We start from the raw sequence: 13,385 nt of genomic DNA on the forward strand, positions 1-13,385 counted from the left end.
GATCAGCGCGGGGGTAATTCGCGGTCGGTGCCGGTTGTGTTTTCACCGTTTTTGGATCTGTCTTCAGCGTCAGTCAGATCCTCGAATTCCGCATCGATAACCGTTCTGGAGGTGGAGGAGGTTTTATTCGACCGGCCCCGGACAATCCAGACATGTGAGTCGGCGGCCCGCGCGGCGCCCTGGAACAACTTGCCGATCAGCACCACGCGTAGCGGCGGTATGAAAAGTAAAAAGCCGGCCACATCTGTCACGAAGCCGGGCAGAAAAAGGAAGGCGGCTGCCAGCAGAAGGCCAAGCCCATCGATAATCTCGGCCAGTGGAGTTTCTTCCCGCTGAAGCTGCTCCTGGGCCCGTTGCAAAACGGCTATGCCCTGGCTCCTGAATAATATCGCGCCTAGCGCTGCGGTCAGCAGGGTCAAGCCGACGGTTGCCCAGCCTCCGATGATCCCGCCGACTTCGGCGAAGACGTAAATCTCAATGGCCGGGATGCCGATCAAGATGAAAAGGATTAGCAGAGCCATAGTTGTTCTTTCAAAAGTGACAGCCTATGTATGCTGTAGTACGGTCGCCTTAAGGTCAAAGCGGCAGGTCAGTGGCTCCAGCGGAGCCAATCTGTTGTGCAAGCCGATGGCAGTTTCTTCATCAATGGATAAGGGTTTTTATACCCGCAGTTAAGGACGATATGGGCGACGGTGCCGCTTTGTTCGAGATAATTCTATTCGCAATACTTGCTGGCTTTCTGGTTTTCAAGCTGCGCAGCGTGCTTGGAAAACGTACCGGACATGAAGAGCGTCACAGCGATCCGTTTTCGCAGGCACCCGAGCAAGGCAACAAGTCGGACAATGTGATCCAGCTTCCGGGCCGTGACGGGGAATTCGACAGCGCCGAACAGCAGGATGGCGAATTGTCGGAAGCCATGCGCCTGAAAATGGCCGATCCGTCCTTTGACGAGATCGAGTTCCTGAAAGGTGCGCGGACCGCGTTTGAATGGGTTGTCGAATCTTTTGCCAAGGGCGATCAGGACAGCCTTCGCCCACTGCTGGCAGAGGATCTCATGACTGCCTTCGCTGGCGCGATAGACGCGCGTGAGCAAGCAGGCGAGACCCAGGAAACAACGATTTCCTCCATGCGATCAGCCCAGCTTCACGAAGTTCATCTAGACGGTTCGGTTGCCCGGGTGACGGTCGAATTCATCACCGATCAGGTCAAGGTAACGCGCGCCGAAGACGGATCGGTTGTCGATGGTGATCCGGACAAGATCGAAACTGTTACAGATCTCTGGACATTCGAACGCGATATTTCCGGACGAGACCCCAATTGGCACCTCGTCGCGACACGTGTGCCTGAAGAGTAAAGCATCGATCACTATGGTCCGAACTGGACTGGAGAATATTTTGGCGTGGCGCGGCTTGTGGCTGCTGACAGTTTTGCTTCTGGCCGCATGTACTCCGGACCAGGATCCGGATCGCGCTGACTCGCATCCAGTCAGTTATAAGAGGACCGAGCTTGCTGGTCTGCCGGCATGGAACAGCGACCGGGTCAGCGAGGCGCTTCCGGCCTTGAAACGTTCTTGCGGAAAACTCAGGCGTCAATCCGATACTGCGAGCATCGCACCGGCTGAAATAGGCGGAACGGTCGCGGATTGGCGCAGCGCTTGTGACGCTCTTTCCCGATTGTCCGATGGTAGCGGCGACGGCGCAGTGCGTGACTTTCTCTCGACCTGGTTTGATGCGTACGAGGTCTGGGCTGGCAAGAGCGAGGGGCTCTTTACGGGATATTACGAGCCTGAGCTGAACGGCTCTCTTGAGCGGCGCGAAGGTTTCGAGACCCCCTTGCTGGCAAAGCCGTCCGATCTTGTCTTGGTCAATCTCGGGGACTGGCGAACGGGCCTGCGCGGAGAGCGGATTGCCGGCCGGCTGCGCAGCGGTCGCTTGATCCCGTATGAAAGCCGTTCGGAAATCGAGTCCGGCGCGCTTGGCAGTAATGCGGAAACCCTGGTCTGGCTTGATGATCCGGTTGACGCTTTCTTCCTGCACATTCAGGGGTCGGGCCGGATACGGCTTGATGACGGCCGGGTGTTGCGGGTCGGCTATGACGGCCATAACGGACACATCTATTATCCGATCGGACGTTATCTCGTAGAAAGCGGCGAGATAGAACGCGAAGCAGTATCGCTACAGACCATCCGTGACTGGCTACACCGTCATCCTGACCAGATGCGCGGAGTGATGGACCGGAACCCCTCTTACATTTTCTTCCGCACGATAAATGGGGAGGGTCCAATCGGGGCCCAGGGCGTAGCTCTAACGGCCGGCCGGTCACTTGCCGTTGACCGGCGTTATATCCCGCTCGGCGCACCTGTCTGGCTTGATGTCGACTATCCCGACGAAAGCGGGAAACCGTTGCAGCGTCTTGTTGTTGCCCAGGATACGGGCGGCGCCATAAAAGGTGGCGTACGTGGTGATGTATTCTGGGGTCACGGCCCGGTGGCCGCTGAGAAAGCTGGACCGATGGCTGCGACGGGTCGATATTTCGTGCTTCTGCCCAAAAATCTCGATATTGCCTTAAAGCAATAGGATACGGCGTGCCGGTCCAAGGGCCCCGCATCCTCAAAAAAAGAGATGTGAGTGGGAGCCTGCTGTGTCTGCGTCCGAGAATGCCCGTCCACGCGTTGGCCTGTTCGTGACATGCCTTGTCGATTTGTTCCGCCCTTCGGTCGGTTTCGCGACCTTGTCCCTGCTTGAAAAGGCGGGGTGCGAGGTGGTTGTTCCGGAAACGCAGACCTGTTGCGGTCAGCCGACTTTCAATTCCGGTGACTTCAAGGACAGCCGCGACATTGCGGCCAATGTGATCGAGACTTTTGAAGGTTTCGATTACGTGGTTGCGCCGTCCGGCTCCTGTGCGGCGATGCTCCGGGAGCATTACCCGGAGCTGTTCGAGAATGATCCGGCGATGGCTATGCGGGCCCAGCATCTGGCCAAGCGCACTTATGAGCTGACCTCTTTTCTTGTGGATATTATGGGTGTGAAGAGCACCGGCGCGGCGTTCGACGGCACGGTGACCTACCATGATTCCTGCTCCGGCCTGCGTGAGCTTGAGGTTAAAACTCAACCCCGCAAGCTGCTGGCAGCGGTGGACGGCACCTCGATGAAAGAAATGCCGGGCGCCGAGATCTGCTGCGGCTTCGGCGGCACCTTCTGCGTCAAATACCCGGAAATCTCCGACAAGATGGTGACGCAGAAAGCAGCCGAAATCGTTGAGAGCGGCGCTGATTACCTGCTGGCGGGCGATCTTGGCTGTCTGCTGAATATGGGTGGCAAGCTAAAGCGGCTCGGCGCCAGGACGGAGGTCCGGCATGTTGCCGAACTGCTGGCCGGCATGACAGATCAGCCCTCCATCGGTGAGGGAGAGCGCTGATGCAAACCACCTCGCACAATTTCAAACAGAATGCGCGTGATGCACTGACCGATGTCCAGTTGCAGAAGGCTCTTTCCAAGATGCGCCCGGGCTTCCAGCAGAAACGGGCGGATGCAGTCGCCAACCTGCCTGAATTCGAGGATCTCCGCGACCGGGGCCGGGACATCAAGAATCATGTGCTGGAGAATCTCGATTTCTATCTCGAGCGCTTCGAACGCAATGTGATTGCCAATGGTGGGCAGGTTCACTGGTGCCGGAATTCCGAGGAAGCCCGGCAGACCATCATGGAGATCTGCCGCTCCGTCGATGCCAAGACTGTGACCAAGGGCAAGAGCATGGTGGCCGAGGAAATCGGCCTCAACGAGTATCTGGAAGAGCACGGTGTCGAGCCGATCGAGACGGATCTCGGCGAGTACATCATCCAGCTCCGGGATGAGCCGCCGAGCCATATCATCGCGCCGGCGATCCATGTGAACAAGGAACAGGTCGTGGAGGCCTTCCGCAAGAAACACACGGATTTGCCGCCGGACCGCCCGCTGGAGGAAGTCGGCGACATTACTGACGAGGCGCGTACGCAGCTCCGCCCCAAGTTCTTTGCCGCCGATGTCGGTATCACCGGCGCCAATTTCCTGATTGCCGAGACCGGCCAGACGGTCATCGTCACGAATGAAGGCAATGGCGACCTCACCCAGACACTGGGCAAGGCTCATGTCGTGGTGGCAAGCCTGGAGAAGATCGTGCCGACACTGGAGGATGCGAGCTGCATCCTGCGCCTGCTCGCGCGTTCGGCGACCGGCCAGGAATTCTCCGTCTACACCACTTTCTCCAGCGGTCCGCGCCGGGAAACCGATCTGGATGGTCCGGCCTCCTTCCATGTGGTGCTGATCGACAATGGCCGCTCCGCCATGCTCGGCACCGAATATCAGGACATGCTGCGTTGTATCCGCTGCTCGGCCTGCATGAACCATTGCCCGGTCTATGCGGCCGTCGGCGGGCATGCTTACGGCTGGGTCTATCCGGGGCCGATGGGCGCAGTGCTCACACCTAGCCTGATCGGGATCGACGAGGCGGGTCATTTGCCCAATGCATCGACCTTTTGCGGGCGTTGCGAGCAGGTATGCCCGATGCGCATCCCGTTGCCGAAGATGATGCGTCACTACCGGGCAAAAGAGTTCACTGAAAATAAGACTACCTCGCAGGCTCGCGCGGGTTTGGGGCTTTGGTCGTACTTTGCCAAAAGACCCTGGCTGTATCGCCAGTCGGCCAAGCTGGGGGCTGCGCTACTGCGCGCCATGGGAGGAAACAGCGGCCGGATCGCTGCGTTGCCGCTGGCATCTGGCTGGACTTCCGTGCGAGACATGCCTGCGCCTGAAGGACGCACCTTTCAGCAGCTTTACAAGATGAGCGGACGTGGCAAGAAGGGGAATGCGGGATGAGCGCGGCGCGGGAACAGATCCTGGCGGGCATCCGTAAGTCCCTTGGACGCGGCAAGCTCGAAGGCGCGGATGCCGAGGCTGTCGAGGCGCGCCTGAAAGGGCACGAACGCATTCTGGTGCCAAAGCGCTCCGACGGGGATCAGGCCCACAAGATCGGTCTCTTCGTCGAGATGGCGGAGGCTGTCTCCTGCACTGTCGACAGGCTGGAGTCCCTTGAATCCGTGCCGGAGCGGCTCGCGGACTATCTGCGCCGGGAGAACCTGCCGGCCCGGATCAAGCAATCACCGGCCCTGGAAGACACGGTGATCCCGTGGGACAAGGCGCCGGCGCTTGAAATCACCAGCGGTGCCGCCGTCAATGAGGATGCCGTCGGGCTGACGCCGTCCCATGCGGGGATCGCGGAGACAGGCACATTGATGCTGCATTCCTCCGCCGAAACCCCGACAAGCCTGCATTTCGTGCCGGACACGCACGTGGTATTGCTGCGAGAGAGCCAGATTGTTGGCGCCTACGAGGATGCCTGGGACATGTTGCGGCAGAAGCTGGGGCTGGAGCCGGGAGCAAGTGTGCCGCGCACGGTCAACCTCGTCACCGGTCCGTCGCGGACCGGTGATGTGGAACAGATCATCCAGCTCGGCGCGCACGGTCCCCGGCGTTTGCATATCATGCTGGTCAAGGACTGAGCCCGAGAGCGGAACGGATTTCATGGCACGGCGACCGACAGCGGATGAGCTTGATCTGTGGCGCAAGGTGGTCGCCGACACGGTACCCCTGACGCCTGAGCGCCGTGCCGCCCTGGCCGAGGCTGAGGAGGTTCCAAAAGTCCCGGAACTCAGCACGAAACAGCCAAAAAAGAGCGGCAAGGGGCAGCAGGCGACGCGCCATCACAGCCGTCCTCAGAACGATCCCGGCTTTGCCGCCATCAAGGTGCCGAGCGCGCTGGCGGAGTACGCTCCGGGCAAGGTTCCGGGAATAGACCGGCGCACGGCGCTCAAGATCAAACGCGGCAAGCAACAGATAGATGGCCGCATCGACCTGCATGGCATGCGGCAGGAGGAGGCCCACCGGGCTCTCAACGGTTTCATCGCGTCTGCCTACCGGCGCGGCCAGCGTTGCGTGCTGGTGATTACGGGCAAGGGCAGCCGCTCGGCCGATGACGGTGAGCGGGAGGTGGGTGTGTTACGCCGGATGACGCCGCGCTGGCTAGCCGATGGGGCGAACAAGGACAAGGTGCTGACCTATTCCCCCGCTCAGCCACAGCACGGGGGCAGTGGCGCGCTTTATGTCATGCTGCGCCGGCAGAAGAGCTGATGACGAGGCAAGTCAACGCATGACCCCGTTCGGCGCAAAGATCCGCGAGCTGAGAGCCGCCCGTGGGGTCACCCTGAAGCAGATGGCAACCGCCCTGCAGGTTTCCTCCGCCTATCTCTCGGCCCTGGAGCACGGCAAGAAGGGGCGTCCGACCGTCGGTCTGATCCACCAGATCTGCCAGTATTTCGGCCTGATCTGGGACGATGCTGAGGATCTGAAGAAGCTCGCGAAACACTCGAACCCGCGTGTCGTCATCGACACGGCCGGACTCAGTCCGAAAGCGACGGAACTCGCAAACACGCTCGCCGTCCGCATCCGCGATCTGGATGACCCACGGATCGATACCCTGCTCGCCGAACTCGCGCCGCCGGGCAAGGGGCCACGTCACTAAGAAAACAGGCGCCCTGAGAGGCGCCTGTTTTTACCTTTTGTGTTGTCGTCTTATGCGGCGTTTTGGCAGTACCATGGATAGGTATCGCCTTTACGGCGATTGTTCTCCCAGTAGAGAGGCTGGAGGTTCTCCAGCGTTGTTCTTCCTCCTTCAGCTCGCGGCAAAATGTGGTCAATTTCCCATCCATAAGGAGAGGCGGTGTTACCGTGATCGCTGTACCTCATGCGATGGCCACACGCGTCCTTTCTCCAAATGTTGGGATCCAGACCAGGGATAGGTTTTCCCTTATTCCAGACCGCGCTCTTGTTTGCATTGTCTGCATTGAAAAATGGGTATCGATAGCTCATGCTGGTATTCCTTTCCGCTTGGATTGGACGGTGCCCGTCGCGATTCTTTCCGGAGGACCGGCGGGCACCATATATTGCGATCAAAAGTGATCGCGTATACAAGGTCTCATAAAATTTCCACAAAATCTAGTATTCGGGCTTTCTACAAGCGCAAAATATGGCGCGAATACTAAGAACTCGCTATTAGTCTTTGTTTGTATTAAAGTAATATTTAGAGTTTTATATAAGACTATATTTAAAGGCGTTCTTAAAATGGCCGTCGAAGCTTACTTCACGACTAAGCAGGTGCAGAGAATCGTCGGATTCGGGTCGGCATCAATGGTGGATTATCTTCATCGAACCGGAGTCGTTGAGGCATCAATCAAAGGAAGTCGAGGTCGTGGTCGGCCACGGTTGTACAACTACACAGATTTATTGCTTCTTAAAGCTCTTAAGCAAATTCTTGATAAGGGCATCGCCGTTGCCCGTCTAAAAAAAGCCCAAGAACAGTTCCGACAAATTCATTCGGAGCACGCTGATGCCACAGAGAGTATTGCGCGATTTTTGATCACTGACGGTACTAAGGTATTTTACAAGGCCAGTCCTGATGCGATAATCGAGCTATCTGACAACAACCAACTTTCGTTCGCGTTTGTAGTTGATATGAATCGCGAGAGCAGAGAGATACGTCAGAAGATCATCGATCTTGGATACGATAGCTCTCAAACCGCTACAGGATGAACTTGCTGAGATCGGTGTTTTTCGCCAGCTCGCCCACCCGCTCATTCACGTAAGCCGCATCGATCTTCAGCGTCTCGCCGCTCTTGTCGGAAGCGGTGAAGCTGATTTCGTCGAGCAGCTTTTCCATCACCGTGTGCAGCCGGCGGGCGCCGATATTTTCGACATTCTTGTTGATGTCCACCGTGAGGTCGGCGAGCGCGTCGATGGCATCGTCGGTGAATTCTAGCGTGACTTCTTCGGTTGCCATCAGGGCCGTGTACTGGCGCAGCAGGCTGTTTTCCGGCTCCGTCAGGATACGGCGGAAATCGTCCCGCTCCAGTGCCCGCAGCTCGACCCGGTTGGGCAGTCGGCCCTGTAGTTCCGGAAGCAGGTCCGAGGGTTTCGCCAGATGGAAGGCGCCGCTGGCGATGAACAGCACGAAGTCGGTTTTTACCGAGCCGTACTTGGTCGCCACCGTGGTGCCCTCGATCAACGGCAGCAGGTCGCGCTGCACGCCCTCGCGGCTGACGTCGCCGCCGCGCTCCGCACGGCTGGTGATCTTGTCGATCTCGTCCAGGAAGACGATGCCGTTCTGTTCTGCCGTCTCAATGGCCTGGCGCACGACCTTTTCCTCGTCGAGCAGCTTGTCCGCCTCTTCCTCGACCAGAACCTTGTAGGATTCCGCCACCGCCATGCGGCGTTTCTTGGTGCGTCCGCCGAAGGCCTTGCCGAACATGTCGTTCAGATTGAGCATGCCCATCTGCGCGCCTGGCATGCCGGGGATCTCGAAGGTCGGCATCCCGCCGCCGCCGGAATCTTCGGTCTCGATCTCGATTTCTTTTTCGTCAAGCTGGCCCTCGCGCAGCATGATGCGGAATTTCTGCTTGGTGTCGGGGCTCGCGTTTTCGCCGACCAGGGCTTCGACCACCCGGTCCTCGGCTGCCAATTCCGCCTTGGCATGCACATCTTTGCGCATTTTCTCGCGGACCTGGCTGATCGCGATCTCCACGAGGTCACGGATGATCTGCTCTACATCCCGGCCGACATAGCCGACTTCTGTGAATTTTGTCGCCTCGACCTTGATGAACGGCGCTTCCGCGAGTTTGGCGAGGCGCCGCGCGATTTCCGTCTTGCCGACGCCGGTCGGTCCGATCATCAGGATGTTCTTCGGCTGCACTTCCTCGCGGATATCGTCGGCCAACTGCTGACGGCGCCAGCGATTGCGCAGGGCAATGGCAACTGCGCGCTTTGCATCGGTCTGGCCGATGATGAAGCGGTCGAGCTCGGAGACAATTTCACGCGGGCTGAAGGAGGTCATGCGCTGATCTACCAATCATCAGGGAAGCTAAGGCTGATCCGGGGATCAGTGCGTTATTCGGTATCGAGCATCTCGATGGTGAGATTCTCGTTCGTATATATGCAGATATCGGCGGCAATTTTCATCGCCTTCCGGGCGATTGCCTCGGCATCCATATCGTCAAGATCGATCAAGGCGCGGGCGGCGGAGAGAGCGAAAGTACCGCCGGAGCCGATCCCGATAAGACCGTCTTCCGGCTCCAGCACATCGCCGTTTCCGGTCAGGACCAGGGAGGCAGATTTATCCGCCACGGCCATCATCGCTTCGAGGCGGCGCAGATAACGGTCCGTGCGCCAGTCCTTGGCCAGCTCGACCGCGGCCCGGGTGAGCTGGCCCGGATGTTTTTCCAGCTTCTCCTCCAGCCGTTCGAACAGGGTGAAAGCGTCCGCGGTGGCGCCAGCGAACCCGGCGATCACATCACCATTGCCGATCCGGCGCACCTTGCGGGCTTCCGCTTTCATCACCGTGTTGCCGAAACTGACCTGTCCGTCGCCAGCAACAACAACCCGTCCGTTCTTGCGGACCGAGAGGATGGTGGTGCCATGCCACTGGATAGGGTCTGTGGCCTGATTGCTCATGAGAACTCCATGGATAACGTGCCCGTTCAATTTGGGCATCGGCTGGATAACGTCAAGTGAGCGCATCTGGCAAGGCTGGTGGCAAGAGGGCTCTTCCGCAGTCCGGTGGATTGGCATTCTGGCGCACTTCCTGCTACATAGCCGCCGTATATTGCCCCGGAGCAGAACCCATGTCGGACAACCGTAGCGCTACCGTCAAGCGCGTGACCAACGAAACCAGCATTTCCGTCGAGCTTTCCCTGGACGGTACCGGAAAATATGATGTCGAGACCGGGATAGGTTTCCTCGACCATATGCTGGATCAATTGTCCCGACATTCCCTGATTGACTTAAAGGTGCGGGCCGAAGGGGATCTGCATATTGATGCACACCACACAACCGAGGATTGCGGCTGGGCCATCGGCGACGCGTTGTCGAAGGCGCTGAAGGACCGCAAGGGCATCAATCGGTACGGCTCTTCCTATCTGCCGATGGATGAGGCTTTGAGCCGGGTTGCGCTCGATTGCTCGAACCGTCCCTTTCTGGTCTGGCGAGCCACCATGCCGACACAGAAGCTCGGAGATTTGGACACGGAGCTGTTCCGCGAGTTTTTCCAGGCCTTCAGCCAGGCAGCGGGGCTGACGTTGCATATCGAAAATCTCTATGGCGACAACACGCACCATATCGTCGAGTCCATCTTCAAGGGCGTCGGCCGGGCGTTGCGGGTCGCCATTGAAATAGATCCGCGCCGCGCCGATGCCGTGCCCTCGACCAAGGGCACCCTCGGGGGGAGCCTGTGACCGCCCCTGGCGGCCGGACCACAGTCGCAGTTGTTGATTACGGGTCCGGTAACCTCCGGTCGGTGGCGAAAGCCTTCGAGCGCGTGGCTTCCGAGCATGGCAAAGGTACCGAGATTGTTGTGACGTCCGATCCGGCGGCGGTGCGGGCTGCCAGCCGCATCGTACTTCCCGGTGTTGGCGCTTTCGCCGATTGCCGGAGTGGCCTCTATGGCCTTCCAGGCATGGTCGAGGCGCTGACTGACGCGGTGCTCGGGAACGGTACGCCGTTTCTCGGGATCTGTGTTGGTATGCAGCTTATGGCGGAGCGTGGCCTCGAACATGTAACGTCGGAGGGGCTGGGCTGGATCGGTGGCGAGGTGCGCCTGATCGAACCCACCCCGGCAGCGGACGGTCTTGCCCTCAAAGTTCCGCATATGGGCTGGAACCCACTGAATTTGGTTCAGCCGGATCATCCGTTGCTGAAAGGCATCGAAGACGGAGCTTATGTCTACTATGTCCATTCTTACCTGCTCGATGTTGCAAACCGTTCTGACCTGATTGCATCAAGCGATTACGGCGGCGAGATCGCAGCGCTGGTCGGACGAGAAAACTATTTCGGGACTCAGTTTCACCCGGAGAAGAGTCAGGCCAACGGCCTTGCTTTCATCCGAAATTTTCTCGATTGGACCCCGTGATGGCGGGTGACAAGGACAATAGCAGCACGGGTACGGCATTTCCGCCGGTTCCAACTGTTGAAATGCTCACTGAGTTCGGCCCGAATGATCTGCAAGACCTTGCAGATGCGGCGGAAGCAGCAATCAAGGATGGTGGCGGTTTCGGCTGGATTTCCCCTCCGCAACGGGAAACGCTGGAGGCTTTCTGGCGCGGTGTCCTTTTGATCCCTGAGCGTGATCTCTTCGTCGGCCGGCTTGACGGTGTTATTGCGGGCTCGTGCCAGATCCAGAAGCCGGCACGGAACAATGAAGCGCAGCGCCATACCTGTAGCCTGACGACGACCTTTGTCGCACCCTGGGGCCGAGGACATGGGCTGTCCCGGGATCTTGTCGAGATCGCGGAAAAACACGCGCGGGACGAAGGCTTCAAAGTGTTGACGCTGGATGTGCGTGAGACTCAGCATGCGGCGATCAGGCTTTATGAAAGGCTTGGTTATGTTCGTTTCGGCAGCTTGCCGCATTATGCGTATGTGCGGGACGGTTTCGTGTCCGGGCACTTCTATTACAAGGAATTGGACGCGGCATGATCCTGTTTCCCGCGATCGATCTGAAGGGCGGCCAGTGTGTGCGGCTGCTCAAGGGCGAAATGGATACGGCAACGGTCTTCAATGACGACCCGGGCGCCCAGGCGCGGCTGTTTCAAGATGCCAGGTGCGGCTGGGTGCATGTGGTCGATCTGGACGGCGCCTTTGCCGGCGAGACCCGGAACGGCGAAGCTGTCGACCGAATTCTCGCGGCTGTCGATGTGCCAGTGCAGCTTGGCGGCGGTATTCGGGACATGGCGGCGATCGATACCTGGCTCGAAAAGGGTGTGGCCCGCGTCATTCTTGGCACCGTGGCCCTGCGCGACCCCGCGTTGGTGAAAGCGGCCTGTGCGCGCCATCCGGGCCGTATCGCGGTCGGCATTGATGCGCGCGACGGTATGGTCGCTGTTGAGGGCTGGGCCGAGACTTCGACCCTGTCGGCCGTCGATCTTGCCCGGCAGTTCGAAGGCTGCGGTGTTGCCGCGATCATCTTCACCGATATCGACAGGGACGGCGCGCTCGGCGGTGTCAATGTGGCGGCGACAGCCGCTTTGGCAAATGCGATCTCGACGCCCGTGATCGCCAGCGGCGGTGTCGCCTCGCTGGAGGACCTGGCGGCGCTGAAGGCCGCCGGAGCGCCCGGCATTGCCGGTGCGATTTCAGGCCGCGCGCTCTACGATGGCCGCATCAATCTGGCGGAGGCAGTCGCTGTTCTCGCCGCGCCTGAAGCGGAGGCCATCTGATGCTGACAGCGCGCGTTATCCCCTGTCTCGACGTCAAGGACGGCCGTGTCGTCAAGGGCGTCAACTTTCTCGATCTGGTTGATGCCGGCGATCCGGTGGAGCAGGCCAAGATTTATGATCGCGAAGGCGCGGACGAGCTCTGCTTCCTCGATATCACCGCCAGTCACGAGGAACGGGACACCCTGTTCGATGTTGTCGGCCGAACGGCGGAACAGTGCTTCATGCCGCTGACGGTTGGCGGTGGCGTTCGCACGCTTGAGGACATCCGCAAGCTGTTGCTTGCAGGTGCCGACAAGGTTTCGATCAATACGGCAGCGGTGAAGGATCCAGATTTCGTCCGTCGCGCGGCAGAGAAATTCGGCAGTCAGTGCATCGTCGTGGCGGTGGATGCGAAAAGTGTCGGTCCGGACAAGTACGAGATCTTCACGCACGGTGGCCGTGAAGAAACTGGTATCGATGCCGTTGAATGGTCACGTCGCATGACCGAATACGGTGCGGGAGAGATCCTGCTGACCTCGATGGACCGGGACGGCACCAAGCAGGGTTTCAACCTGCCACTGACACGGGCAATTTCAGATGCGGTGAGCATCCCGGTGATTGCCAGCGGCGGCGTTGGCACGCTGGAGCATTTCGCAGAAGGTGTTCTCGAAGGCCATGCCTCGGCGGTTCTGGCCGCCTCTGTGTTCCATTTTGGTACGTTCCGCATCGCTGAAGCCAAAGCGGCGATGGCGAAGGCCGGTATCCCCGTGAGGCCGCAATGAGTGAACATATTCTGGACCGGCTGCACGCGGTTATCGACTCCCGCAAGGGCACCGACCCGGATAGCTCCTACACTGCGAAGCTGTTCGGCAAGGGTCCGAAAAAGATTGGTCAGAAGGTCGGCGAGGAAGCCGTCGAGGCTGTGATCGAAGCCGTTGCCGGGGACCGTGACGGGCTGACATCGGAGAGCGCCGACCTGCTCTACCATCTGCTCGTGCTTTGGAGTGCAACCGGGGTGAAGCCGGAGGATGTCTGGGCCGAGCTGGCGCGCCGCGAGGGCCTGTCCGGGATTGAGGAAAAGGCAAGCCGCTCTGAGTGAGCGCCGCCGATT

Annotated in this window: 17 protein-coding genes; 14 read left to right on the forward strand and 3 right to left on the reverse strand. The window is 59.3% G+C overall.

Going from position 1 to position 13,385, the window contains the following annotated elements:
• Window positions 1-2: 2 nt before the first annotated feature.
• Complete coding sequence (locus tag ABJ076_RS03325; protein ID WP_348186356.1) at window positions 3-521, reverse strand: FxsA family protein; 519 nt, start codon at window positions 519-521, stop codon at window positions 3-5.
• Window positions 522-682: 161 nt separating this feature from the next.
• Between ABJ076_RS03325 and ABJ076_RS03330 the strand changes: the two genes are divergently transcribed.
• The 8 genes from ABJ076_RS03330 (at window position 683) to ABJ076_RS03365 (ending at window position 7,622) form a co-directional block, all read left to right on the forward strand.
• Window positions 683-1,354, forward strand: coding sequence for a Tim44/TimA family putative adaptor protein (locus ABJ076_RS03330; RefSeq protein WP_348186354.1), 672 nt, complete (start codon window positions 683-685; stop codon window positions 1,352-1,354).
• A gap of 40 nt (window positions 1,355-1,394) precedes the next feature.
• A complete protein-coding gene (locus ABJ076_RS03335) occupies window positions 1,395-2,576 on the forward strand; it encodes a murein transglycosylase A (RefSeq protein WP_348186352.1) in 1,182 nt (393 codons plus the stop codon).
• Window positions 2,577-2,640: 64 nt separating this feature from the next.
• A complete protein-coding gene (locus tag ABJ076_RS03340) occupies window positions 2,641-3,417 on the forward strand; it encodes a (Fe-S)-binding protein (protein ID WP_348186350.1) in 777 nt (258 codons plus the stop codon).
• Window positions 3,417-4,853 carry a LutB/LldF family L-lactate oxidation iron-sulfur protein gene (locus tag ABJ076_RS03345; RefSeq protein ID WP_348186348.1) on the forward strand — a complete coding sequence of 479 codons (1,437 nt, stop codon included), beginning with the start codon at window positions 3,417-3,419 and terminating at the stop codon, window positions 4,851-4,853. The genes ABJ076_RS03340 and ABJ076_RS03345 overlap by 1 nt, the downstream gene beginning before the upstream one ends.
• Window positions 4,850-5,536: a lactate utilization protein gene (locus ABJ076_RS03350; RefSeq protein WP_348186346.1), complete on the forward strand. Its 687-nt coding sequence runs from the start codon at window positions 4,850-4,852 to the stop codon at window positions 5,534-5,536. Before ABJ076_RS03345 ends, ABJ076_RS03350 begins: the two co-directional genes overlap by 4 nt.
• Window positions 5,537-5,558: 22 nt before the next feature.
• Window positions 5,559-6,164, forward strand: coding sequence for a Smr/MutS family protein (locus ABJ076_RS03355; protein WP_348186344.1), 606 nt, complete (start codon window positions 5,559-5,561; stop codon window positions 6,162-6,164).
• 19 nt (window positions 6,165-6,183) lie between these two features.
• A complete protein-coding gene (locus ABJ076_RS03360) occupies window positions 6,184-6,555 on the forward strand; it encodes a helix-turn-helix transcriptional regulator (RefSeq protein WP_348199019.1) in 372 nt (123 codons plus the stop codon).
• A 599-nt stretch (window positions 6,556-7,154) separates the two neighbouring features.
• Window positions 7,155-7,622 (forward strand): MerR family transcriptional regulator, encoded by a 468-nt coding sequence (locus tag ABJ076_RS03365; protein WP_348186340.1) that lies wholly within the window; start codon window positions 7,155-7,157, stop codon window positions 7,620-7,622.
• Here the strand turns inward: ABJ076_RS03365 and hslU are convergent.
• Window positions 7,612-8,919, reverse strand: coding sequence for an ATP-dependent protease ATPase subunit HslU (hslU, locus tag ABJ076_RS03370; protein ID WP_348199020.1), 1,308 nt, complete (start codon window positions 8,917-8,919; stop codon window positions 7,612-7,614). The two genes, ABJ076_RS03365 and hslU, sit on opposite strands and share 11 nt — an antisense overlap.
• Window positions 8,920-8,972: 53 nt before the next feature.
• On the reverse strand, window positions 8,973-9,536 hold the full coding sequence (gene hslV / locus ABJ076_RS03375; protein WP_348186336.1) for an ATP-dependent protease subunit HslV: 564 nt from the start codon (window positions 9,534-9,536) through the stop codon (window positions 8,973-8,975).
• 170 nt (window positions 9,537-9,706) lie between these two features.
• Here hslV and hisB point away from each other — a divergent pair, with 170 nt between their 5' ends.
• From hisB to ABJ076_RS03405, 6 genes are read left to right on the forward strand one after another with little or no spacing between them, the layout of a single operon-like run.
• Complete coding sequence (hisB, locus tag ABJ076_RS03380; RefSeq protein ID WP_348186334.1) at window positions 9,707-10,315, forward strand: imidazoleglycerol-phosphate dehydratase HisB; 609 nt, start codon at window positions 9,707-9,709, stop codon at window positions 10,313-10,315.
• Complete coding sequence (gene hisH / locus ABJ076_RS03385; protein WP_348186332.1) at window positions 10,312-10,989, forward strand: imidazole glycerol phosphate synthase subunit HisH; 678 nt, start codon at window positions 10,312-10,314, stop codon at window positions 10,987-10,989. Before hisB ends, hisH begins: the two co-directional genes overlap by 4 nt.
• Window positions 10,989-11,555 (forward strand): GNAT family N-acetyltransferase, encoded by a 567-nt coding sequence (locus tag ABJ076_RS03390; RefSeq protein ID WP_348186330.1) that lies wholly within the window; start codon window positions 10,989-10,991, stop codon window positions 11,553-11,555. Before hisH ends, ABJ076_RS03390 begins: the two co-directional genes overlap by 1 nt.
• The gene (gene hisA / locus ABJ076_RS03395) at window positions 11,552-12,295 is read left to right on the forward strand and encodes a 1-(5-phosphoribosyl)-5-[(5-phosphoribosylamino)methylideneamino]imidazole-4-carboxamide isomerase (protein WP_348186328.1); all 744 of its coding nucleotides are present in this window, start codon (window positions 11,552-11,554) and stop codon (window positions 12,293-12,295) included. The genes ABJ076_RS03390 and hisA overlap by 4 nt, the downstream gene beginning before the upstream one ends.
• Window positions 12,295-13,056, forward strand: a complete 762-nt coding sequence (gene hisF, locus ABJ076_RS03400) for an imidazole glycerol phosphate synthase subunit HisF (RefSeq protein ID WP_348186326.1) — start codon at window positions 12,295-12,297, stop codon at window positions 13,054-13,056. The genes hisA and hisF overlap by 1 nt, the downstream gene beginning before the upstream one ends.
• Window positions 13,053-13,373, forward strand: a complete 321-nt coding sequence (locus ABJ076_RS03405) for a phosphoribosyl-ATP diphosphatase (protein WP_348186324.1) — start codon at window positions 13,053-13,055, stop codon at window positions 13,371-13,373. Before hisF ends, ABJ076_RS03405 begins: the two co-directional genes overlap by 4 nt.
• Window positions 13,374-13,385: the final 12 nt, after the last annotated feature.

Source organism: Nisaea sp., from assembly GCF_039990255.1.
In the GTDB taxonomy this organism is placed as follows: Bacteria; Pseudomonadota; Alphaproteobacteria; order Thalassobaculales; family Thalassobaculaceae; genus Nisaea.